We start from the raw sequence: 22,504 nt of genomic DNA, 5'->3' as shown, positions 1-22,504 counted from the left end.
GGCCCGCACCGCGGGCGGCCGCTCCTACGCGCTGACGAACGGGTTGTCGCGGATCCAGAAGCGCCAGGGCCGCTCCCGCCACGCACCGGCGTAGTCGACGCCCACCCGCGGCCCCGTGGCGATCCGGCCGGGCGGGAGCGGCGCCTCGCCGCGGTGGATCCGGAGCGGCGAGGACGGCTCCCAGAGAGGAAGCCCGTACGCTTCGCCCGTGATGCCCAAGGCCTGGCAGAGCCGGGCCGGGCCGGCGGTCAGAAGGCGGGATGCCCGTTCGGGCCGCCTCGACTCTACCAGACGCTCCGCCGCAGGAGAAGAATGGCAGTGGAAGGTTTCGTTAAGACGAGCCGGCGCGGCGCCGACCTCGGGCTGCGGTCCCCGCAGACGCGCCGGGCGGCTCCGGCGGCGGCGCATCAGCTCCAGGCCGCAGAGCGGCTCGAGCGCCCGGACCAGGATCGCCTCCGGCTTCCCGCCCGGGCCGGCGACCACGTTGAAGCACCAGTGCATGCCGTAGATGGCGAAGACGTACGTCCGCCCCGGCGGGCCGTACATCACCTCGGTCCGCGCGGTCCGGCGGCCGCCCCACGAGTGGGCGGCCCGGTCCTCGGGCCCGGCGTAGGCCTCCACCTCGACGATCCGGCCGCAGGTGCAGCCCTCGGGGCCGTCATGGACCAGGACGGCACCCAGCAGCTCCGGCGCCACCTCCACGGCCGGGCGGTCGTAGAAGCCCTGGGGGAGGAGCGGGCCCGGAATCCGCTGCGGCTCCTTCGCAGACGATTCGACCACCGGTTTCACCTGCCGCCGCGAAACCTCTCGCCGCCGGGGACGTCTTCCTCCAAGGGTGGCCGCCTGCGGGCCGCTCCACGCGCGGGGAGTCGGCGTCCGGCTGCAGAAAGGCATGGAGGGGGTTCTTCCTTGCGCTTCGATCCACCTTTCCGGGGCGGCCGGCGCCGGTCGCCGGAACGAGGGCGCGGGCCCGCCCTCGCCCTCCTGCTCGTGCTGCTCCTCTCCGCGCTGCCGGCTCTGGAGGGCTGTCAGCTCTTCTCGAAGCCGGCGGGGGAGGCGATGGCGCCCCAGCGGGAGCGTCCGGCCGGCAGCCGCGTGGGAGGCGGCTCCGGGAGCGAGTCCGCGGCCCCGGCCGTGGGGGAGCACCTGCCCGCGCCACCCCGGGAGGTGCGCGGGATCTACCTTTCCGGCTACACCGCCGGCGACCCGGGCCGGGTGGCCGAGCTCCTGCGCACCATGAGGGCGAACGGGCTGAACGCGGTGGTGATCGACGTCAAGGACGACTCCGGGTGGCTCAGCTTCCCCCTGCCCGGTACCGCAGCGCAGGAGCTGGGCACGGCCCGGAACAAGATCGGCGACGTGGCCGGACTTCTCCGCCTGCTCCACCGGAACGGGATCTACGTGATCGGCCGGGTGGTGGCCTTCGCCGATCCGCTGGCTGCCGCCCGGCGGCCCGAGTGGGCGATCCGGGCGGGCGACCGGCTCTGGACCGACGACCAGGGCCGCGCCTGGCTCAGCCTCTGGAGCCGGGGAGCCTGGGATTACAACATCCAGATCGGCGTCGCCGCCGCCCGGCTCGGCTTCGACGAGATCCAGTACGACTTCGTCCGCCTGCCGGCGCAGGCGATCCCGGAGCTGCACGACGCCGGGCGCGCCGGGGAGCGGGTGGCGCGGGTGGTGGGCTTCCTGAAGGCGGCGCGGGAGGCGATCGGTCGTGCCGCGGGGGTGCCGGTCTCCGCCGACGTGGTGGGGATCAGCCCGCTGGTCCGGGGCGACAGCCTGATCGGGCAGAGCTACCCGGAGGTTGCGGCGGCCGTGGACGTCGTCTCGCCCATGATCTACCCCTCCCTCTACGGGCGGGGGCAGCTCGGCATGGCCGATCCCAGCGCCCGGCCCTACGACGTGGTCTGGCAGACCCTGGCGGCGGCCGAGGCGCGCACGGCCGACCTGCCGCGGGCGGCGATCCGCCCGTGGATCCAGGACTTCACCTTGGGCCCCACCGTCTACGGCGCCCGGGAAGTGGAGGGGGAGCTGAGGGCGCTGGCGGCGGCGGGGATCCGCTCCTTCCTGCTCTGGAACGCGGAGAGCCGGTACAGCCCGGGCGTCGACTTCTCCGTCCTCGACAAGACCCCCGAGAAGGCGCCCGCGCCGGTCTGGTCGCCCGCGCTCTACGGCCTCCTGCCTTCGCGCATCCCGGTGGAGCTTCCCTCGGCGGTGCCGCCGCCGCCGGCGGGGATGGCGACGTCGGTTCGGGTGAACGCCACCGCAGGCGGTTACTCGGTCGAGCTGTGGGCGACCCCCCGGCCGCTGCCCGCCGACGACCCCCGCATCGCCCGGGGGCGGCTCCTGCTGGTGGTGGGGGCGGCCGCCCAGTCGGCCGCCCTGGCGCCGCGGCCGGCGCCCGGTGCGAAGCCCGAGACGCTCCGGCTGGCCTCGGGCATGCCGGCGGAGCTGGCCCCCTCCGGCGGCGGCGTGGTCCTGCGCTGGGCCGGGCCGAGGCGCATCGCCTGGGTCTGGGCGCCCGACAGGGCCACCGCGCTGGCGGCGGCCGACTCGCTCCGGGCCGTGCCGCTTCTCTCGGGCCGGTAGCGGACCGCTGCCCGGTCCGGTCGCACCGGCGCGCGGCTGCCGGTCACGGCAGGCCGAGGTGCTGCCGCAGGAAGCCGAACGCCACCTGCAGGTCGCCGCCCAGGGCGGTGGCCAGCATGCCCAGCGCCTCGACCAGCACCGTCTCCAGCGAGGGATGGGTGAGAAAGAGGAGGGCGCCGTACTCCACCACCGCCGCGGCGAGGGCGGTGCGGACCAGCCGGGTGGTGGCTTCCTGGGGGCGGAAGCGGCGGACGGCCAGGAGGACGCCCGGCGCCGCGCCCAGCCAGGCCAGACGGCGGAGCTCGCCGGCGGGGAGGCGGCGCCCCCGCAGGAGCAGGGCGGCCGCCAGCCCCGCCATGCCCGCCCCGGGACGGCGCTGCGCCTCCAGGGCCAGGCGCCCGTACGCCCACAGGTTGACCGCCAGCAGGTAGAGGTAGAGAAGCCGGAAGATCACGGGGCGTCCCCGCCCGCCGGGCCGGCCAGTCGCTCCACCGCGGACGCGGACTTCAGCCCGCTGCCCGTGAGCACGGCGACCACCGGCTCGCCCTCCGGGATCCGCCCCTGGTGGCGGAGGCGGAGCACGCCGGCCAGGGCGGCGGCCGCGGTGGGCTCGACCAGGAGGCCGCGGGCCAGGAGCCGGCGGAGCGCGTGCGCCAGCTCCCCGTCGGTCACCGTGACGGCGCCGCCGCCCCGCCGGAGATGGCGGAGGATCTCGGCGCCGCGGACCGGCCGGGCGCCGGCGATGCCCTCGGCCGCCGTCGGCCCGCGCGGGGCCGCCAGGATCGCCTCGCTGGGGGCATCCAGACCGGCCTCCAGCGCGCGGACCAGGGGGGCGTCACCGTCGGCCTGGACCGCCCAGATGGCGGGCCGTGCCGCCAGACGGCCCTCTGCCAGCGCGGGGCCAGCGCGGCGCTCCAGCGCCTCCCAGCTCCGCCCCAGCGCCAGCACCAGGCTTCCATGACCGGCGGGCACCACCACGTGCCAACGTCCGCCCGGCTCCACCAGCGAGGCCACCTCCTCCGCCAGCTCGAAGCCGAGGGAGAGAAGGCCGGCCAGGAAGGCCGGGTGCCAGTTGTGGCTCGCGTAGAGACCGGGCGCCTCCCCGGACTCGGCGGCGCGACGGGCGGCGCCGCGCCCGCCCCGTTGCCGGTGGATCTCCGCGCCGAAGAGGCGGAGCTGCGCGAGCTTCCCCTCGGAGCTCTCCGCGGGCACGTAGACGTGACAGCGGAGGCCGGCCCGTGCCGCGTAGGCGGCCAGCGCCACGCCGGCGTTGCCCGAGGAGTCGTCCCGCACCTCGCGCGCCCCTTGCGCCCTCAGGTAGCTGACCAGGAAGGCGGCGCCCCGATCCTTGAAGGAACCGGTGGGCTGGAGGAAGTCCAGCTTCAACCAGATCCCCGCTTCCTCCGGTCCGGCCGGCGGCGCGGCGGGCGCGGCAGCCAGCGGAGCCAGCGGAACCAGCGGGCTCTCGCCCTCTCCCAGCGTCACCCGCGCCTCGGCGGGGACGGCGGGGAGGAGCGGCTCCCAGCGCCAGATGCTCCGCTCCCAGGGCCAGCGCTCCCCGGCTCCGGGCGGCGGCTCCAGGCGGACCGGCCCCCACGGCGAACCGGGGACCGCCGCCAGCTCGAGCGGGCCGCCGCAGCGGGGGCAGCGCCAGGCGGCCGGCGGCGGTTCCCCGCCGCAAGCCGGGCAGCGGAGCGGGGCCAGGCCGGGAAGCGCGTTCGGGGCGCTCACACCGCCTCGCCGCGCTCGAGCCGGAGCAGGCGCCGTTTCAGCTCCAGTCCGCCGCCGTAGCCTCCCAGGCCGGCTTCCGCCACCACGCGGTGACAGGGGACGAGGAGAGGCACCGGGTTGGCCGCCATGGCCCCACCCACCGCCCGGGCGGCACGGGGGCGGCCGACGCGGGCCGCCAGCTGGGCGTAGGTGACCGTCTCACCGAAGGGGAGGCGGAGGAGCTCCTGCCAGACCTGGAGCTGAAAGGGCGTGCCGCGCAGGTCCAGGGGCAGGTCGAAACGCTGTCGCCTGCCGGAGAAGTACTCCTGGAGCTGGGCCGCCGCCGCCTCGGCCAGCGTCGTTCCGGCGCCCTCCGCCTCGCCCGGGCGGAAGAGGCGCCGCAGCCAGTCCCCAGGCGGAAGCTCCGCCTCCCCTCCGGCACGACCGGGGAGGCCCAGCCAGGCGATTCCCCGGCGCGTCCAGCCCAGGGCGAAGCGCCCCCAGCCGGTGGCCACCTCGACCCACCGCAGCCGCCCCTCCTCGACGCGGGGAGCGCCGGTGGACTCCTCCGCGGGCTCCTTCCGGGCCTCCGTCAAGCCGGGCATGCCGAACGCCTCCTCCCCTGGAGTATAGGGGACGAGCCGCGGCGGTGGACGGTCCCGACCATCCCGGCCGCCCAAGGGCTCCGGCCGCCGGTGGCGAACCTCTCCCACCGGAAGCGAGCTGCCGCCCCCGGGGCGGCCGGTTGCGGAGGTGGCGAGCATGTTCCGGAAAATCCTCGTGGCGGTGGACGGATCGGAGGGCGCGGACCGGGCTGTGGCGGCGGCGGCGGAGCTGGCGGCGGCCCTGCCCGGGGCGCAGGTGGCCATGCTCACGGTGACGGAACCCGTCCCGCTCTTCGTGGTGGACGAGCTGCGGGCCAACGGCCTCGACCCCGCCATGCTCCAGGAGCGGCACGCGGAGGAGCTGCTGGAGGCCCACGCCGGCCCTCTCCGGGAGCGGGGCATCGACTACCTGCCGCTGACCGCGGTGGGCGACCCGGCCACCGAGATCTGCCGCACCGCCCAGGACGGGGGGTACGACCTGATCGTGATGGGCCGGCGCGGCCTCGGCCCGATCCAGGAGATGCTCGCCGGCAGCGTCTCCGCCAAGGTGGTCCACCGCGCCAAGCGCGCCGTCCTCATTGTCCAGTAAGGGCGGCGGCAGGCGCGACCGGACGGGAGGTGACCTCGCCATGGCCACGGTGCGCGACCCGGTCTGCGGCATGGAGTTCGAGGAAGAGAGCGCGCTCGAGATGGGTGCGGAGGTGATCGACTTCCAGGGGCGGCGCATCTACTTCTGCTCCCCCGCCTGCCGGCGGGCCTTCGAGCAGGATCCCTCCGCCTATACGGGGGAGGGGCCGCGGCCCGACCCGCACGCCCGCCACGGCCGCTGAGCGGCCCGGCGCCGCTCGGGAGCCCTGTCGCGACGGGAGGCCCGGGGCGGTCGCCCCGGGCCTCCCCGCCGGCGCCGGCTAGGCCACGTAGCCGCGCGCTTCCAGGACCCTCTGGGCGACCTGCCGGCGGAGCCCGATCTCGTCGATGGGTTCGCGGCCGGCCAGCCGGTCGACCAGCGCGAGGCGGAGGCGGAGTTCGTCGCCCTGGTAGAGGGCGGCCAGCGCGCGGCCGGCCAGATCGCGGACCCTCCGGGCGGCGCGGTCGACGGTCAGGCGGGCGATCGCCTCGGCGAGCGCGTCCGCGCCGCCGGAGGCGCGCCGCTTCCGGGCCCGGAGCAGCGCCGACTCGGCCGCGTAGGTCTCGATCAGCATGTCGGCGAACGAGCCGAGCAGCTCCTCTTCCTCCTCCAGCGCCTGGCCGTACCGCTCCACGGCCAGCCCGCCCACCATCAGCGACGCCTTCTTCAACGCCTCCACGCGCCAGCTCTCCTCTTCCAGCGGCTGGTCGAAGAAGGCCGGCCTGCGCAGGCGGGGCAGCTCCTGCTGGAGCGCCTGGAGCACCTGCATCAGCGGCAGCCGGCCCTTGAGCGCCCGGCGGAGGAGCGTGTCCGGGATGGTCAGGCGGTTGATCTCGTTGGTCCCCTCGAAGATCCGGTTGATGCGCGCGTCCCGGTAGGCCCGCTCCACCTCGTACTCGCGCATGTACCCGTAGCCGCCGTGGATCTGGACCGCCTCGTCCACCACGTAGTCCAGCACCTCGGAGCCGTACACCTTGACGGCGGCACACTCGAGCGCGTACTCGGCGGTCGCCTTGGCCGGGTCGGTGGCATCGCTCCGCCGGAGCTCCGCGTCGATCAGCCCCGACGTCCGGTAGACCATCGCCTCCAGCGCCCAGGTGCGCGCCTCCATCTCCGCCAGCTTCTCGCGGATCAGGCCGAACTCGGCGATGGGGCGGCCGAATTGCTCCCGCTCCAGGGCGTAGCGGGCGGCGATGTCGACGAGCCGCTTGGAGGAGCCCAGCGCCCCCGCGCCCAGGTTGAGCCGGCCGATGTCGAGGATGCCCAGCGCCACCCGGTGCCCCTTGCCCGGCTCGCCCAGCAGGTTCTCCACCGGGACGCGCGCCTCCTGAAGGATGAGCGGACGCGTCGAGGAGCTGCGCAGGCCCATCTTCTCGTACTCGGGGCCCGTAGAGACCCCGGGGAAGCCCCTCTCCACCAGGAAGGCGGTGAACCCGGCCCCTTCCAGCTGCGCGAAGACGGTGAAGAGATCGGCGATGCCGGCGTTGGTGATCCACTGCTTCTCGCCGTTCAGGATGTAGCTCGTGCCGTCCTCGGAGAGCCGCGCCGTCGTGCGCGCGTGCAGCGCGTCCGAGCCGTATCCCGGCTCCGTCAGCGCGTAGGCCGCGATCCACTCGCCGCTGGCCAGCCTGGGCAAATAGCGCCGCTTCTGCTCCTCGCTCCCGAAGAAGACGAGGGGCAGCGAACCGATCCCCACGTGCGCCCCGTGCGTCACCGCAAAGCCGCCGCTCGGCGCCACCGCCTCGGTCACCCGCGTGGCGCCGGTCCGGTCCAGTCCGAGCCCGCCGTACTCCTCGGGGATCTCCAAGCCGAGGAGGCCCTGCTCGCCGGCCTGGTGCATCAGCTCCACCAGGAGCTCCTGATCGTGCTCCTCCAGCGCCCCCATGTGGGGAAGGACCTGGCGCTCCACGAACTCGCCGGCGGCCTCCGCCAGCGCCTGCTGCTCCGGGCTCAGCTCCTCCGGAACCCGCACCTCCTCCGGTTGGACCGGGCCCAGGAGCCAGCCGCCCCCGGCGGCGATCACCTGCCGGTCGGTACGCTCCGTCTCTGCTGACAAGTCGGCTTCCCTCCCTCTCTCGACTCGCCCGGCTCAGGCCACCCGCTCGAAGACGCCTGCGGCGCCCATGCCGCCGCCGATGCACATGGTGACCACGCCATAGCGGGCACCGTGCCGCGGCATGGCATGGAGCAGGGTGGCCGTCAGCTTGGCGCCGGTGCAGCCCAGCGGGTGGCCGAGCGCGATGGCGCCACCCTGGACGTTGACCCGCTCCGGGTCCAGTTCCAGCTGGCGGATCACGGCCAGCGACTGGGCGGCGAAGGCCTCGTTCAGCTCGACCAGGTCGATCTGGCCCAGGCTCAGCCCGGCCACCTTCAGCGCCTTCGGCACCGCCTCCACCGGGCCGATGCCCATCACCTCGGGATCGACGCCGGCCGCGGCGAAGCCCCGGAAGACCGCCAGCGGCTTCAATCCGAGCCGGGCGGCCAGGCTGTCCGACATGACGACCGCCGCCGCCGCGCCGTCCGAGGTCTGCGAGGAGTTGCCCGCGGTGACGGTGCCGTCCACCTGGAAGGCCGGCTTCAGACGGGACAGCGCCTCCATCGAGGTGTCGCGCCGGACGCCCTCGTCCACCTCGAAGAGGCGGACGCTCTCCTGCTCGCGTCCGTCGGGCCCGAGCCCCCGCTGCCGCACCTCCACAGGGACGATCTCCTCGCGGAAGAGCCCCTGGTCGATGGCAGCCGCGGCCCGCTGGTGGCTGCGCAGCGCGAAGGCGTCCTGATCCTCGCGGGTGATCCGGTAGCGACGGGCCACTTCCTCGGCGGTATGACCCATGGCCATGTACCACTCCGGGTGGTCGAGCGCCCAGTCGGGGTGGGGGCTGGCGCGGTAGCCCATCATGGGCACCCGGCTCATCGACTCGACCCCGCCGGCGATGATCACCTCCGCCATGCCGGTCATCACCTGGCTGGCCGCCAGGGCGATGGACTGGAGCCCGGAGGAGCAGTATCGGTTGACGGTCATGCCGGGCACCGAGGTGGGCAGGCCCGCGGCCAGGGCCGCGATGCGGCCGACGTTGAAGCCCTGGTCGGCCTCGGGGAAGGCGCAGCCCAGGATGACGTCGTCCACCTGGCCGGGCTCCAGGCCCGGCGTCCTTTCCAGCGCCGCCCGGACCACCAGCGCCGCCAACTCGTCGGGGCGGACGGTGCGCAGGCTCCCCTTGGGCGCCTTCCCCACCGGGGTCCGGATGGCCGTGACGATCACTGCGTCGCGCATGCTCTCTGCCTCCTTTACACGACCGCTGCCGCCGGAGCGGACCGCCTAGTTGCGCAGCGGCCTGCCTGTCTCCAGCAGGTGCTGCATCCGCTCGCGCGTCTTCGCCTCGCCCACCAGGCTGAGGAAGGCCTCGCGCTCCAGATCCAGCAGGTGCTGCTCGTCCACCGGGGTGCCCTGCGGCAGGTCGCCGCCGGTGATCACCCGCGCCAGCGCCCTGGCGATGCGGGCGTCGTGCTCGCTCGCCTGCCGCGAGCGGAGGAGGTAGTCGACGGCCACGTCCAGGACCGCCCGCACCTCCCGGCCCGGCACCGGCACCGGCCTCCGCTCCGGCGGGCGGTAGCCCAGCCGGTCCAGGAGGAGGACCTGATCGCGGGCGTCGGAGAGGAGGGCGTCGCGACCCATGCTGACGGCATCGCAGTCGCGCAGGAAGCCCAGCTCCCGCGCCTCCGCCGCGCTGGTGGAGACCTTGGCCGTGGCGATGGTCTCGAAGGCCTGGGTGACGAAGGGCGCCGGGTCGAAGACGGCGAGGGCACCGGTGCCCGCCGTCGGCCCGCCGGCGATGGGGCCCCAGCTGGCCCCCGCGGGGATGCGGGCCAGCGCCCGCAGGAGGAGCTCCTTGGTGCCGCCGCCGGCGGGGATGACGCCGGCGCCGGCCTCCACCTGCCCGATGTAGAGCTCGGCCCCGGCCTGGACCCTGTCGGCGTGGAGGCAGATCTCGGCGCCGCCGCCCAGCGCCATGCCCCAGGGCGCCGCCACCACGGGGCGATGGAGGTATTTGAGCTCCATGTTCGCCTGCTGGAAGGCGTCCACCATCTGTTCGATGTCCGCCCAGTCGCCGTTCTCGGCCGCCATCAGGATGAGGGCCAGGTTGGCGCCGACGCAGAAGTTCTCGCTCCGCTCGTTGACCAGGACCAGGCCGCGCCAGTTCCGCTCCACCTCGCGCGCGGCCCGGTGGAGCGCCTCGATCAGGTCGGGGCCGATGGCGTCCTTGGGCGCGTGGAACTCGAGCGCCGCCACCTCCTCGCCCAGGTCGACCAGGGTGGCGCCGGGGCTGGACCAGACCGTCTTGCCTTGCCGTTCCAGCCAGACCACCGGCGCCACCGGGTAGCGCTCGCTGGCGGTGGGGGAGGGGGTGTAGAGCCGCTCCTCGCCCCGTGCCACGGCCGCCAGCACCCACTCCGGGACCTCCTCGCCCTCCTCGCGCATCCGCGCCACCGAGCGGGCCAGCCCCAGTTCCGCCCAGACCTCGAAGGGGCCGGCCTCCCAGTTGAAGCCCCAGCGGAGGGCGCGGTCGACGGCCTCCAGGTCGCCGCCGGCGATCTCCTCCGCCTTGGCCGCGGCGTAGAGAAGGATCCGCTTGGTCACCGTCCAGGTGAAGCGGCCCGCCGGGTCGTCGGCGTAGACCAGGGTGCGCAGCCGTTCGCCCAGGTCGGTCTGGCGGCGCGCCGCCTCCAGGGAGGGGTAGCGCGCCACCTCCTGGGGCCGGTACTCCAGCCGCTGCAGGTCGAGGACCAGGTAGGTGCGGCGACCGTCCTCCACCACCCGCTTGTAGAAGCCCTGGCCGCTCTTCTGGCCCAGCCAGCCGCGGCGGAGCATTTCGCGGACGTAGCCCGGCACCTCGAAGACGGCCCGCTCGGCGGGATCCTCCAGCTTCTCGCGGATGTTGTCGGCGACCAGGACCATGGTGTCCAGGCCGACCACGTCCAGCGTGCGGAAGGTGGCCGACTTGGGGTGGCCGATGAGGGGACCGGTCAGCGCGTCCACCGTCTCCGGGTTGAGCCCGAACTCCTCCATGGCCTGGAGCGTCACCTGGAGCGCGTAGACGCCGATGCGGTTGCCGATGAAGTTGGGCGTGTCGCGGGCGAGGACGATCCCCTTGCCGAGGAGGCGCTCTCCCCAGGCCCGGACCGTCTCCACCACGGCGGGGTCGGTCTCCGCGGTGGGGATCAGCTCGAGGAGTCTCATGTAGCGGGGCGGGTTGAAGAAGTGGGTACCCAGGAAGCGGCGGCGGAAGCCGTCGCCCCTTCCTTCGGCGATGGCGGCCAGGGAGAGGCCGGAGGTGTTGCTGGAGAGGACGGCGTCCTCCGCGGCCAGCGGCTCGACCCGCCCCCAGAGCTGCCGCTTGGGCTCCAGCTGCTCGACGATGGCCTCGATCACCCAGTCGGCCGAGCGGACGCGCTCGAGGTCGTCCTCCACGTTGCCCGGGTGGATCCGCGCGAGGCTGGCGGCGTGGAAGACGGGGGAGGGCTTCAGGGTGCGGAGCCGCTCCAGCCCCGCCAGGGCGAGGCGGTCGCGGACGCGGCGGTCCCCCAGGGTCAGGCCTGCCGCCTCTTCCTGGGGCGTCAGCTGCGAGGGCACGATGTCCAGGAGGTCGACCTCCACACCGGCGTTGGCCAGGTGCGCGGCGATCTGGGCGCCCATCACGCCCGCGCCCAGCACCACCGCCCGCTTCAAAGGTCTCATCGGCGTCTTCACTCCCTTCACGGCGTTGAGGCTTGATCGGCCCGCCCCTCCAGCCCGCCCAGGAGGAGCCGCGTCACCTCGGGCGCGATGGAGGCCAGCTCGTAGGGGTGGCGCGACATCACCCAGGAGGTGACGCACTGGTCGAGGGTGCCGAAGATCATGCGCCGGGCGACGCGGCGGTCCACGTCGGGGAGGAAGAGCCCCTCCTGCCGCCCGCGCTCGACGATCCGGTCGATGCGACGGAAGTACGGATCCATGATGGCGTCGATGGCCCGGCGGATCTTGCCGTCGGACTGGCGGAGCTCGATCTGGGTCACCTGGGCGAACTCGCGGTGGCTCCCCAGGTAGCCCAGGTGCGAGACGACCAGGCGGCGAAGCTCCTCGCGGGCGTCGGGGGCGCCCGCCAGCTGCTCGTCCAGGTGGCGGAGGTAACCGCCGATCCCCTCGCGGAAGACCGCGATCAGCACGTCTTCCTTGTTGGCGAAGTAGAGGTAGACGGTCCCGTCGGCGACGCCCGCCTCCCGGGCGATGTCGCTGATCCGCGCCCCGTGGTAGCCGCGCCGGGCGATGATCTGCGCCGCGGCGCGCAGGATCCCCTGGTACCGCTCCGCCTGCGTCGTCCGGCTCACGCTTCGCTCCGGCGGCTCTTCTGCCGCTCCTCCTCGGCCAGCACGCGGCGGAGGAGCTTGCCGACGGTGCTCTTGGGGAGCTCGTCGCGGAACTCCACCAGCTTCGGCACCTTGTAGGGTGTCAGCCGCTCGCGGCAGAAGGCGACGATCTCCTCCTGGGTGGCGCTGGCGCCGGGCCGGAGCCGGACGAACGCCTTGACCGTCTCGCCGCGGTAGGGGTCGGGGACGCCGACCACCACCGCCTCCAGCACGGCGGGATGCTGGTGGAGCACGTCCTCCACCTCCCGCGGGTAGACGTTGAAGCCGGAGGCGATGATCACGTCCTTCTTCCGGTCGACGATGCGGAAGTAGCCGTCCTCCTCCATCACCGCCAGGTCGCCCGTGTAGAGCCAGCCTTCCTCGTCCAGCACCTGCGCCGTCGCCTCCGGGCGGTTCCAGTAGCCCTTCATCACCTGCGGACCGCGCACCGCCAGCTCGCCCACCTCCCCCGGCGGGACCGGGCGGTGCGCCTCGTCGACGACGCGCACCTCGGTGTCCGGCCAGGGGATGCCGATGGTGCCGATGCGGACCGGTCCGCCGCGGAAGGGGTTGGCGTGGGTGACCGGCGAGGCCTCGGTCAGCCCGTAGCCCTCCACCACCTGGGCGCCCGTGCGCGCCTCGAACTCCTTCTGCACCTCCACCGGGAGCGGGGCCGAGCCCGAGATGCAGGCCCGGATGGAGGAGAGGTCGTAGCGGTGGACGTCGGGAGAGGTGTTGAGGGCCACGTACATGGTGGGCGCGCCCGGGAAGACGGTGGGCCGCTCCTTCTGGATGGTGGCCAGCACCTCCTTCACCTGGAAGCGGGGGAGGAGGATCAGCGTCGAGGCGCTGGCGATGCCGTAGTTGAGCACCGTCGTCAGCCCGTACACGTGGAAGAGAGGAAGGACCCCCAGGATCCGCTGGACCCCCTCGGCCCCCACCCAGGCGACGCACTGGACCGCGTTGGCCACCAGGTTCCGGTGGGTGAGCATCGCCCCCTTCGGCTCGCCGGTGGTGCCGCCGGTGTACTGCAGGAGCGCCAGGTCTTCCGGGGCCACCTGGACCGGCGGTGCCTCCGGCGACTGCTCCCGCTCCAGGTCGGGGAAGCGCTCCACCGGGACCCCGGCCAGCGTCGGCCGGATCTCCAGCTTCGGCTTCCGGAGCCGCGCCAGGAAGCCGAGCGGGAAACCGAGCTCATCCTCCACCGCGGCGACGATCACCCGCTCCACCGCAGACCCCCGCACCGCCTCCTCCAGGCGGGGCCAGGTCAGGTCGAGGGCGATCAGCCAGCGGGCGCCGGAGTCGACCAGCTGGTGGTGGATCTCGCGGGGCGTGTAGAGCGGGTTGACCAGGGTCACCACCCCGCCCAGCCGGAGCGTGGCGAAGTAGGCGACCACCAGCTGCGGCGCGTTGGGCAGCATGATCGCCACCCGCTCGTCCTTCCGGACCCCCCGCGCATAGAGCGCGGCGGCGAAGCGCCGCACGCGCCGGCCCAGCTCCCCGTAGCGGGTGCCGCGGCCGAAGAAGCGGACCGCCTCGCGCTCGGGCGCCTGGCGGACCGCCTGCTCCAGCAGGTCGGCCAGGCTGAGCTGCGGGTACTCCAGGTGCAGCGGCACGTCGGGCGGGTAAGCGCTCGCCCAAGGCGCGGAGCCGTAGATCGCGGCAGCCTCTTCCACGGAGCGCGTCGTCTCATCCATGGCAGCCACCCCTCCCTGCTCGGCGGCCGCGACCGGGGAGCCATCCCCTCCCTCCTGCGCCCGCCGGCGTTCTCCCGGCCGGTTTCACTGAATGAACGTTCATTCACTATCACGGATACGCTGCCTAGGGTGCGATCCCTGCAAGCGCATCGGGTCTTCACCCGATGGAGGACGGTGGAAGGAGGCGGGCCCCGCGGCCATGTCCCGGAGGCGGAGCGTGTCCGGCGGGGCCCCGGGCGGGGCCCTCCTCAGTCGGCGCCGGCGCCGCGCAGCGCCTGCCGGGCCGCGATCAGGAGGGGATCCCAGACCGGCGCGAAGGGCGGCGCGTACGCCAGGTCCAGGCCGTACAGGTCGTCGACGGTGAAGCGACCGTAGAGGGCGGCGGCCAGGGTGTCGACGCGCTTGACCGCGTCCACCGGCCCGGTCAGCTGCCCGCCCAGCAACCGGCGGCTGGCCCGCTCCACCACCAGCCGGACGGCCACCCGGCCGCCCCCCGGGTAGTATCCGGCCCGGGAGCGCTGGAGCGCGTCGACCGCCTCCGCCTCCAGCCCTGCCCTTTGCGCCTCCGCCAGCGAGAGGCCGGTCCGCGCCACGCCCAGGTCGAAGACCTTGACGATGGCGGTGCCGGCGACGCCGGGGAAGCGGGCGTGGCCGCCGGCGGCGTTCTCGCCCGCGATCCGCCCCTGCTTGTTGGCCGTCGTTCCCAGCGGGATCCAGTCCGGCCGCCCGGTCACCGCGTGGAAGCTCTCCGCGCAGTCGCCGGCCGCCCAGACATCGGGATCGGAGGTCCGCATCTCCGCGTCGACGCGGATCGCACCGCGCACGCCGGTCGCGATGCCGGCCTCGGCAGCCAGCTCGCTGTTGGGGCGGACGCCCGTGGCCACCAGGACCAGGTCCGCCTCCACGGAGCCCGCGCGGGTGACGACGCGCCGGACGCGGCCCTTCCCGGCCCCCGACCCGTCGCTCTCCAGGCCCAGGACCGGCTCGCCCAGCCGCAGCTCGATCCCGTTCCGTTCCAGCTCGCGGGCGACCGCCTGGGCCGGCTCCGGGTCCATCGTGGCCATCACCTGGGGAAGCGCCTCCACCAGGGTGACCTCCCAACCCCGCTTGCGGACGGCCTCCGCCGCCTCCAGGCCGATGTAGCCGCCGCCCAGGATGACCGCCCGGCCGCGTCGCTCCTCCAGCGCCCGGCGCAGCCGGATGCCGTCCTCCACCAGGCGGAGGACGTGGACCCCCTCCAGGTCCAGGCCGTCGATGGGAGGGGCCGAGGGGCGGGCACCCGTGGCCAGGATCAGCCGGTCGTACCGGAGCCGCCGGGGCTCTCCGCTCTCCAGGTCTCGCACCGTCACCTCGTGACGTTCGCGATCGATCCGCTCCACCTCGGTGTGGACGGCCACGTCGATGCGGCGCTGGCTGCGGAAGGTCTCGGGCGAGTAGGTGACCAGCTGCTCCGGCCGCTCGACCAGCCCCTCCACGAAATAGGGGAGGCCGCAGGCCCCGTAGGAGACGTAGCCGCTCCGCTCGAAGGCGAGGATCTCGGCCTCCGGGTCGAGCCGCCGGATGCGTGAAGCCGCGCTCATGCCCGCGGCGACTCCGCCTGCGACGATGTAGCGGGTCATGCCTCTGCCTCCTCGACGCGTTCTCCCCGGCAGGAAGCGGGTCCTCCAGGCCCCTTGCCTGGGGCGTTATGCTAGAGATACCCGGTGGGGTTTCGCAACCCTGCTTCGACGCGGGGAGGGAGAAGGCGGCGTCGCTCACCGGGGGGAAGACGCCGCCACGGGGTGATGGAGATGGCTTCCTTGTCGAAGACGGCCGGAAGGGAGGCCGAGAAGGCGACCGGCATTCTGGAGGTTCCCCAGGAAGAGGTGGAGGCGCTCCTCCGGCGGCCGCCGGAGGTGATGGCGCTGCTCTTCGTCACGCCCACCTGCGGTCAGTGCGGCCTCCTGGAGCGGGCGCTGGAGGCGGTCCTGCCGGCGCTGCCGCCCTTTCCGGTGTACCGGCTCTGGGTGGAGGAGTCGAGGCGGCTGGTGGAGCGCTTCGCCGTCTCGTCGGCGCCCACGCTGAAGCTCCTGATCCGGGGCGAACCGGTCCATACCTGGTTCGGCGCCCGCACGCCCGACGACCTCTACTACATGATCCGCGCCTACCTGCCCGAGTCGCTGCTCCGCGCAGCCTGGGAGGGGGCCGCCCCGGCCGATCCGCCCGCCTGACGCGACGCGAGGCGCCGGGCCGCCTGCTGCCCCTCCGGGCAGAGCGCGAGGTAGTCGCACCAGCGGCAGGCCGGACCGGGACGGGCGGGGTAGAGCCTCTCCTCCCGGATCGCCCGGCCCTCGGCGCGCAGCCGATCGGGCAGGGCCGAGGCGGCCTCGCGGTCGACCGGAAAGGTGACGAGGCGGTCGACCGCGAGGAACCAGAAGGTCACGCGCTCGACCGGGCGACCCCAGACGCTCTCCACGAGCCAGGCGTAGGCGACGGCCTGCAGGTCGCGGCGGAGCGCCGGCGCGCTCCGCGGGCGACCGGTCTTGTAGTCCACCAGCTCGAGCCCGCCTTCTCGCCATTCCAGCCGGTCGATCCGGCCGGTGAAGGCCAGGCCGTCGCCCAGGCGCAGGCTGAGGGGCAGCTCGAGCCCCACCAGGCGGCTGTCGGGACCCAGCCTCGCCCGCTCGCGGCGCACCCAGGCGGCCAGCATGGCGCGGGCGCGCTGGCGCGCCGCCTGCTCGCGCTCCGGGGAGGGGAAGGCGCTCCGCCGGTCCGCTTCCTCGGGCCAGAGCCGGTCGAGGAGGGCGAGGGCGGCCTCCTCGCGCCGCTCGGCGGGGGGGAGGGCGACCAGCCGTTCCAGCACCCGGTGGACGAGGCGGCCGATCCAGAGCGGCTCTGTCGTCCGGGCGGGCAGTCGCTGGACGTACTGGAAGAGGTAGCGCCGCCGGCAGCTGCGCCAGACGTCGAGCCGCGTGGCACTCAGGACGAGAGACTCGTCGGGGGGCAGGAGCGCGAGCTGGAGGTCGCCCGGACCCCGGTCGCGACCGGCCCGGGGGGCCGGCCGGCCACCGGGGTCTCGCCCGGGCCGGGGCTCGGGCCGGGCGGGCAGGGGGCTCACGCCTCCGTGCTCCAGACGGTCCGCCCCTCGATGAGGACGCGCTCGGGATGGCTCCGCACCTCGAAGGGGTGGCCGTCCCAGACGACGACGTCGGCCAGCTTGCCCACCTCCAGCGAGCCGACCCGGTCGGCCACGCCGGTGATCTCGGCCGGTACCAGGGTGAGCGCGCGGAAGGCGACCTCCTCGTCCAGGCCCTCGCCCACGGCCAGGCCGGCGGTGATGCGGAGGAGCCAGACCGGGATGACGGGGTGGTCGGTCATGATGGCGAAGCGGACACCCGCCTCGGCCAGGGCGCGGGGGGTGCGCAGGCTGCGGTCGCGCAGCTCCACCTTGCTGCGGGAGGTGGTGGCCGGACCCCAGGCCACCGGGACCTCGCGGCGGGCGAGCTCGTCGGCCAGCTTGTGCGCCTCGGTGCCGTGGTCGATCACCAGCCGGTAGCCGAACTCGTCGGCCAGGCGGAGGGCGGTCCGGATGTCGTCGGCGCGGTGGCAGTGGTTGCGGACCGGCACCTCCCTCCGCAGCACCCGCGCCAGCGCCTCCAGCTTCAGGTCCCGGGCCGGGCGCTTCTCCGGGTCGCCCTGGGCCCTCTCCACCTTCTCGATGTACTCCTGGGCGCGGACGAAGGCCTCGCGGATGACGTAGGCGGTTCCCATGCGGGTCGAGGGCATCCGCTTCTGCTCGCCGTAGACGCGCTTGGGGTTCTCGCCCAGCGCCATCTTCAGGCCGGAGAACTCGCGCAGCAGCATCTCCTCCACCGTCCGGCCGGAGGTGTGGAGCGTCGACCCCTGGCCGCCGATGGCGTTGCCGCTGCCGGGCGTGATCCATACGGTGGTGACGCCGCCACGGAGGGCGTCGCGGATGCCCTCGTCCTCGGGGTTGATGGCGTCGATGGCGCGGAGCTGCGGGGTGACGGGGTCGGTCATCTCGTTGCCGTCCGAGCCGGCGGGACCGTTGGCTTCCTCGTGGACGCCCGAGTGGTTGTGCGCGTCGATGAAGCCCGGCGTCACCCAGCGCCCGCCGGCGTCGATCCGCTCGGCGCCCGGCGGGGGTGCCAGCGCCGGATCGTCCGCCGGTCCCACCGCCTCGATCCGCCCGTTCCGGACGAGGACCGTACCGGGCTCGTAGGTGGGCCCGCTCACCGTCACCACGCGGCCGCCCGTGATCGCGAGCACTCGTTCTGCCTCTGCCATGGTCGACCCCCTCTGCTGTCCCGCAGCCCGCGAACCGGAAGGGCGGGCTGCGGGACGTCCAACGGGGGTACTTCTTCGGGAGAGACCGGCCTCTCCCTGCCCGGGCCTTGCCGGGCGGGACGGGCGGCGGCGGGCGCTGCGCGCCCCGGAAGGGTCGGGGCTCAGAGCGAGGGCGGCTCGGGAGGGCCGGGCGGCTCGCCTTCGGGATGGGGCAGCTGCGCGCCCAGCTCGCGGATCTCGCGGCTCAGGTCGGCCATCTCGGTCCGCGCCATGCTCAGGAAGAACTTGAGCTCGGCCTCGCGCTCGGGATGGCCCTCGGCGAGGAGGCGCCGGCACTCGCGGTAGACGTCCAGGGCATGGTTGACGCGCTCGCGCAGGAGCTCGATCCGCCAGCGCGGATCCTCCTCCAGGTTCCCGCCCGCTTCCCCGGCGCTCTCCTCCAGCACCGCCTGGTACCAGTCGGCGTCCTCGGCGCCGTCGAACTCCAGCTGGACGTAGATGGCGTCGTCGCGTTCCGCCATGGCGGCGATGAAGAGCATGGGGTTGGGGATGGGCACGCCGTCCACCACCGCCTGGAAGGGAGGCCCCGGCACCACGAGACGGCGCGACTGGGTCAGGCGCAGCGTCACGCGAGCCCCTTCCAGGTCGCGGACGAAGTGGACCTGGTCCAGGCGACCCGCCAGGAAGGCGAGGAGGGCGACGCGCCCCACGTCCATGGGCGCGGAGCCGGCGTAATTCCGGAGGGCGACCCATTTGGCCCGGCGATCGATGGCTCGGTGGCTCATACGGCATCTCCTTCAACCCTCAAGGTATCTCCGATCGCCCGACCCGCACAACGTGGGGGGGCGCCGCCGCGGCGCCTCGCCCCCGGCGACGTCCCGTCTCGTCAGGAAGGCAGGCGCGGTGCTAGAGTCTGGACAGCAGAGTCGTCGCCAGCTTCGTGGCGAAGCCGGGACGGCAGGGGAAGTGACGAGATTGGGAGCGGAGCTTGTCGACCGGTTCGGTCGCGTCGTCCGGAAGATGCGGATCTCCGTCACGGACCGCTGCAACTTTCGCTGCCAGTACTGCATGCCCAGCGAGAACGTCCGCTGGTTGCCCCGGGGCGAGATCCTCAGCTTCGAGGAGATCACCCGGGTCACCCGGGTGGCCGTCGGCCTCGGGGTCCGGCGCGTCCGCCTGACGGGTGGGGAGCCCCTGGCCCGGCCGGAGCTGGAGGTCCTGGTCGGGCAGTTGGCGGCCATCGAGGGCCTGCAGGACCTCTCCATGACCACCAACGGCTACTTCCTGCCCGAGAAGGCGGAGGCGCTGCGCGCGGCCGGTCTGAAGAGCGTCAACATCAGCCTGGACAGCCTGCGCCGGGAACGGTTCGCCGAGCTGACCCGGCGCGACAGCCTGGAGCGTGTGCTGGAGGGGATCCGCGCCGCCCGGGCGGCCGGCTTCCCCGTCAAGATCAATACCGTGCTGATGCGCGGAGTCAACGAGGACGAGGTGGCCGACCTGATCGCATGGAGCGGGGAGAACGGCGTCCTTCTCCGCTTCATCGAGTTCATGCCGCTGGACGGCGACCGGCAGTGGAGCCGGGAGCGGGTGGTGACCGCCGGCGAGATCCTGGCGCAGGCCGCGAAGCTGGGGCCGGTGGAGGCCGTGGAGGCCGACCCGCACCAGCCGGCGCGCCTCTATCGCGCGGCCGGCGTCGTGTTCGGGATCATTGCCAGCGTCTCCCAGCCGTTCTGTCGCCAGTGCGATCGAATCCGCCTCACCGCGGACGGGAAGATCCGCAACTGCCTCTTCGCCCTGGCGGAGGCCGACCTGCGCGGGCCTCTCCGCGCCGGGGCCGACGATCAGCAACTGGCCGCGGTGATGCGCGATGCAGTCTGGAGCAAGTGGGAAGGCCATCTCATCAACCAGACGGGCTTCCGCCCGCCCGAACGGGCGATGTACGCCATCGGCGGCTGAGCGGGCCGGTGAGCGGGCCGCCCGCCTGGGGCGGTGCCTGGCGCTCTGGGTGCTGGTCGCCGCCCTTGTCGCGGGCGGCGCCGGCTGCGGGGCGGGCCGGGCGCCGGCAGCGAGGAGACCGACGCCGGCGGGCAGCTCCGACCCTCTGGTGGGGCGGAGCGTCGCCGTCTACGACCGGCTCCTCCAGGGTTCGGGCGACCCGCTCGAGGGACTTCTCCGCCCGGACACGGAGATGGTGGAGGGAGCCCAGCTGCTCAGCCTGGGCGACCATCCCTCCCGGCAGGCGCTGGAGGCCGTGGGCACCTGGCTTCGCCAGCATCCCCGGACCGGCTCGGGACGGGTGGTCGTCCCCTTCGATCCCTCCGTCTCCGGGAGCCTGAGCATCGTGGAGCTGCCCCTTCGGGGCGGCTACGTCTACTTCGGCTGGGATTCGGCGGGCCACTTGGCCAAGCTCTACATGAGTGAGACGCCCATCGACTGGCACGCCCTCGGTCAGGAAGCACCGCCCCCAGGCTCGTCGCCCCGGAGGTGGGACCCGGCCTCGGCGCGGGCGGCCTCCTCGTCCAGGTCCTCCACCGTCTCCTGATCGGTCCGGCCCATGGCCCGGCAGCTCTCCAACACCTCCGCCGTCCGGCGGGTGTGGATGTGGACCCGGTAGAGGCCCGGCTCGCCGATGACCAGCAGCGAGCCGCCCAGGGGCTCGAGCCGGCTGCGCACCTCGCCCTCGGGCAGCGTGGTGAAGAGGAGCAGCTGGACCTCCTGGCCGTAGAAGGGTGCCCGGGGCGCCCGGGCCGCCGGCGTTCCCTGGACGGTGGCTCCCGCGCCGTCCCCCGCGAGCGGCTCTTCCGCCGGGCTCGCCCCGGCCTCCTGCCAGCCTGCCCGGCCCTCGGCCTCGATCCGGCTGGCCTGGGCCGCCGCCGCCTCCAGGAAGATGGCGAGGCCCTTGGCCGCGGCGTCGACCACGCCCCGCTCGCGCAGGACGGGGAGCAGCTCCGGGCTGCGCAGGGTCGCCTCCCGGGCGGCCTCGGCCGCGGTGCGCAGCAGTTCGGCCATGCCGCCGGCCGGCTCCTGGCGGAAGCGGGCCGTCGCCTCGGCCGCCGCGCGGATGGCCGTCAGGATGGTGCCCTCGACCGGCTCCACCACCGCCTTGTAGGCGGCCTCGGCGCCGGCCGCGAGCGCCTCCGCCATGTCCCGCGGGCGGAGCGTGGCCAGCTGCTCCAGGCGGCGCGACATGCCGCGGAAGATCTCGGCCAGGATCACCCCGGAATTGCCCCGCGCCCCCAGGAGCGCCGCGCGGGCGGCCTGGCGCATCAGCTCGCCCGCGCCGGCCCCGGCGGCCGCCGCCTGCTGGGCCGCCCGCGCCACCGCCGCCAGGGTCCTCTCCATGTTGGTCCCGGAGTCGCCGTCGGGGACCGGGAAGACGTTGATCCGGTTGATCTCCTCCGCATGGCGGGAGAACTCCGCCGCCGCCGTCTCCAGCACCTCGCCCAGCCGGCGCCCATCCCACGCGACGGCCGGCTGGCGGTCCTCCGCCAGGGGATAGGTGCTCATCCCCGCATCGCCTCCTCGGATCGCAAAGCCTCCCGAAGCCGCGGCAGAAGGCCGTTGCGCACGGCTTCCGCGGCAGATCGCAGCAGGTGCCGGACCTGCGCTGCGCGGGAGCGCCCGTGCCCGGGCAGGAAGAGCCCGTCGACGCCGAGCAGGACGGGCACGCTCGGCAGCTGCGTGGCGTCGCTCAGCTGCTCCAGCAGGTCGAGCAGCCGTCCCAGCTCCCCGGCCGGCGCCAGTCCCGCCCCGGCCACCGCCGCCCGCAGCCGTCCGGCCAGGTAAGCGGCCAGCCCCTCCAGGAACTTGAGCAGGATGTTGCCGGTGAAGCCGTCGACCACGACCACGTCGGCGCTGCCCAGGACCACGTCCTGCCCCTCCACGTAGCCGCGGAAGCGGAGGCCGCTCCGCTCCAGCAGCTCGTAGGCGGCGCGGGTCTGCCGGTTCCCCTTCCCGCGTTCCTGCCCGTTGGCGAGGAGCGCCACGGTGGGTTCGCGCACGCCCAGGAAGGTCTGGGCGTAGACGACCCCCATGCGGGCGAAGTCCAGCAGGTGCCTGGCCGTCACGTCCACGTTGGGCCCCAGGTCGACCAGGAAGGTGTGGGGGGCGAAGGGGAGCGCGAGACCGGCCGCCGGGCGCTCGATCCCCGGCAGGAGCCCGAGGATCAGCGTCGCCGCGGCCAGGGTGGCGCCCGTGTGGCCGACGGAGACGCCCGCGTCCGCCCGCCCGTCGCGGACCAGGCGCGCGGTCACGGCCACGGAGAGCTCCGGATCCCGCTGGATCAGCCGCACCGGGCTCTCGCCCTCCTCGACGCGGCGCGCCGCCTCCACCGGGTGGAGCCGGCCCGACCGGAGCCAGGCGCTTCCTCCGCGGCGTTCGATCTCCTCGCGGAGGAGCGGTCCCGGTCCCACCAGCAGGACCTCCAGACCCGGCTCTTCCTCCAGCGCCGCCAGGGCACCGGCCACCAGCTCCCCGGGCGCGTGATCGCCGGAGAACGCGTCCAGCGCCACCCGCACCGGTCGGTCGGGCTCCGGCATGCGACGGCCCCCTCTCCCCTGCTTCGTCCGCGGGATTCGGGAGAGGCGGCGTCGCCCCTCTATACCAGG

21 protein-coding genes are annotated in these 22,504 nt (G+C 74.2%); 6 read left to right on the top strand and 15 right to left on the bottom strand.

Going from position 1 to position 22,504, the window contains the following annotated elements:
* Positions 1-24 precede the first annotated feature (24 nt).
* The gene (locus QJR14_05195) at positions 25-780 is read right to left on the bottom strand and encodes a DNA-3-methyladenine glycosylase (protein ID MDI3316995.1); all 756 of its coding nucleotides are present in this window, start codon (positions 778-780) and stop codon (positions 25-27) included.
* Positions 781-909: 129 nt separating this feature from the next.
* Between QJR14_05195 and QJR14_05190 the strand changes: the two genes are divergently transcribed.
* On the top strand, positions 910-2,589 hold the full coding sequence (locus QJR14_05190) for a putative glycoside hydrolase (GenBank protein MDI3316994.1): 1,680 nt from the start codon (positions 910-912) through the stop codon (positions 2,587-2,589).
* Positions 2,590-2,632: 43 nt separating this feature from the next.
* Here QJR14_05190 and QJR14_05185 read toward each other — a convergent pair whose 3' ends face one another.
* From QJR14_05185 to QJR14_05175, 3 genes are read right to left on the bottom strand one after another with little or no spacing between them, the layout of a single operon-like run.
* Positions 2,633-3,043, bottom strand: a complete 411-nt coding sequence (locus QJR14_05185; protein ID MDI3316993.1) for a hypothetical protein — start codon at positions 3,041-3,043, stop codon at positions 2,633-2,635.
* Positions 3,040-4,320, bottom strand: coding sequence for a pyridoxal-phosphate dependent enzyme (locus tag QJR14_05180; GenBank protein MDI3316992.1), 1,281 nt, complete (start codon positions 4,318-4,320; stop codon positions 3,040-3,042). The genes QJR14_05185 and QJR14_05180 overlap by 4 nt, the downstream gene beginning before the upstream one ends.
* Entirely contained in the window at positions 4,317-4,904 is a 588-nt protein-coding gene (locus QJR14_05175) for a methylated-DNA--[protein]-cysteine S-methyltransferase (GenBank protein ID MDI3316991.1), read from the bottom strand. The genes QJR14_05180 and QJR14_05175 overlap by 4 nt, the downstream gene beginning before the upstream one ends.
* A 157-nt stretch (positions 4,905-5,061) precedes the next feature.
* On the opposite strand from QJR14_05175, the gene QJR14_05170 reads away from it, so the two are divergent.
* The gene (locus QJR14_05170; protein ID MDI3316990.1) at positions 5,062-5,493 is read left to right on the top strand and encodes a universal stress protein; all 432 of its coding nucleotides are present in this window, start codon (positions 5,062-5,064) and stop codon (positions 5,491-5,493) included.
* Positions 5,494-5,533: 40 nt separating this feature from the next.
* A complete protein-coding gene (locus tag QJR14_05165) occupies positions 5,534-5,734 on the top strand; it encodes a YHS domain-containing protein (protein MDI3316989.1) in 201 nt (66 codons plus the stop codon).
* A 78-nt stretch (positions 5,735-5,812) separates the two neighbouring features.
* Here the strand turns inward: QJR14_05165 and QJR14_05160 are convergent, their stop codons facing one another.
* From QJR14_05160 to QJR14_05135, 6 genes are all read right to left on the bottom strand, one after another.
* A complete protein-coding gene (locus QJR14_05160) occupies positions 5,813-7,588 on the bottom strand; it encodes an acyl-CoA dehydrogenase family protein (GenBank protein MDI3316988.1) in 1,776 nt (591 codons plus the stop codon).
* A 33-nt stretch (positions 7,589-7,621) separates the two neighbouring features.
* Positions 7,622-8,803, bottom strand: a complete 1,182-nt coding sequence (locus QJR14_05155; GenBank protein MDI3316987.1) for an acetyl-CoA C-acyltransferase — start codon at positions 8,801-8,803, stop codon at positions 7,622-7,624.
* Between the two features lie 45 nt (positions 8,804-8,848).
* On the bottom strand, positions 8,849-11,266 hold the full coding sequence (locus tag QJR14_05150; GenBank protein ID MDI3316986.1) for a 3-hydroxyacyl-CoA dehydrogenase/enoyl-CoA hydratase family protein: 2,418 nt from the start codon (positions 11,264-11,266) through the stop codon (positions 8,849-8,851).
* Between the two features lie 17 nt (positions 11,267-11,283).
* Positions 11,284-11,895: a TetR/AcrR family transcriptional regulator gene (locus tag QJR14_05145; GenBank protein ID MDI3316985.1), complete on the bottom strand. Its 612-nt coding sequence runs from the start codon at positions 11,893-11,895 to the stop codon at positions 11,284-11,286.
* The gene (locus QJR14_05140) at positions 11,892-13,610 is read right to left on the bottom strand and encodes a long-chain fatty acid--CoA ligase (protein ID MDI3316984.1); all 1,719 of its coding nucleotides are present in this window, start codon (positions 13,608-13,610) and stop codon (positions 11,892-11,894) included. The genes QJR14_05145 and QJR14_05140 overlap by 4 nt, the downstream gene beginning before the upstream one ends.
* Positions 13,611-13,858: 248 nt before the next feature.
* A complete protein-coding gene (locus tag QJR14_05135) occupies positions 13,859-15,229 on the bottom strand; it encodes an FAD-dependent oxidoreductase (GenBank protein MDI3316983.1) in 1,371 nt (456 codons plus the stop codon).
* 180 nt (positions 15,230-15,409) lie between these two features.
* Between QJR14_05135 and QJR14_05130 the strand changes: the two genes are divergently transcribed.
* Entirely contained in the window at positions 15,410-15,820 is a 411-nt protein-coding gene (locus tag QJR14_05130; GenBank protein MDI3316982.1) for a thioredoxin family protein, read from the top strand.
* Here QJR14_05130 and QJR14_05125 read toward each other — a convergent pair.
* From QJR14_05125 to QJR14_05115, 3 genes are all read right to left on the bottom strand, one after another.
* The gene (locus QJR14_05125) at positions 15,754-16,707 is read right to left on the bottom strand and encodes a PD-(D/E)XK nuclease family protein (protein ID MDI3316981.1); all 954 of its coding nucleotides are present in this window, start codon (positions 16,705-16,707) and stop codon (positions 15,754-15,756) included. The two genes, QJR14_05130 and QJR14_05125, sit on opposite strands and share 67 nt — an antisense overlap.
* Positions 16,704-17,897, bottom strand: a complete 1,194-nt coding sequence (locus tag QJR14_05120; protein ID MDI3316980.1) for an amidohydrolase — start codon at positions 17,895-17,897, stop codon at positions 16,704-16,706. The genes QJR14_05125 and QJR14_05120 overlap by 4 nt, the downstream gene beginning before the upstream one ends.
* A 161-nt stretch (positions 17,898-18,058) precedes the next feature.
* Entirely contained in the window at positions 18,059-18,682 is a 624-nt protein-coding gene (locus QJR14_05115; GenBank protein MDI3316979.1) for a hypothetical protein, read from the bottom strand.
* Between the two features lie 190 nt (positions 18,683-18,872).
* Between QJR14_05115 and moaA the strand changes: the two genes are divergently transcribed.
* Complete coding sequence (gene moaA / locus QJR14_05110; protein MDI3316978.1) at positions 18,873-19,853, top strand: GTP 3',8-cyclase MoaA; 981 nt, start codon at positions 18,873-18,875, stop codon at positions 19,851-19,853.
* Positions 19,854-20,001: 148 nt separating this feature from the next.
* Positions 20,002-20,439: a hypothetical protein gene (locus QJR14_05105; protein MDI3316977.1), complete on the top strand. Its 438-nt coding sequence runs from the start codon at positions 20,002-20,004 to the stop codon at positions 20,437-20,439.
* Here QJR14_05105 and QJR14_05100 read toward each other — a convergent pair.
* On the bottom strand, positions 20,346-21,404 hold the full coding sequence (locus QJR14_05100; protein ID MDI3316976.1) for a DAK2 domain-containing protein: 1,059 nt from the start codon (positions 21,402-21,404) through the stop codon (positions 20,346-20,348). The genes QJR14_05105 and QJR14_05100 overlap by 94 nt on opposite strands.
* Positions 21,401-22,435 (bottom strand): phosphate--acyl-ACP acyltransferase, encoded by a 1,035-nt coding sequence (locus QJR14_05095; GenBank protein MDI3316975.1) that lies wholly within the window; start codon positions 22,433-22,435, stop codon positions 21,401-21,403. Before QJR14_05095 ends, QJR14_05100 begins: the two co-directional genes overlap by 4 nt.
* Positions 22,436-22,504 lie beyond the last annotated feature (69 nt).

The organism is Bacillota bacterium (genome assembly GCA_029961055.1).
Lineage (GTDB): Bacteria > Bacillota > Sulfobacillia > JAIMAT01 > JAIMAT01 > JAIMAT01.
This window is presented reverse-complemented; position numbering and strand designations above follow the sequence as displayed.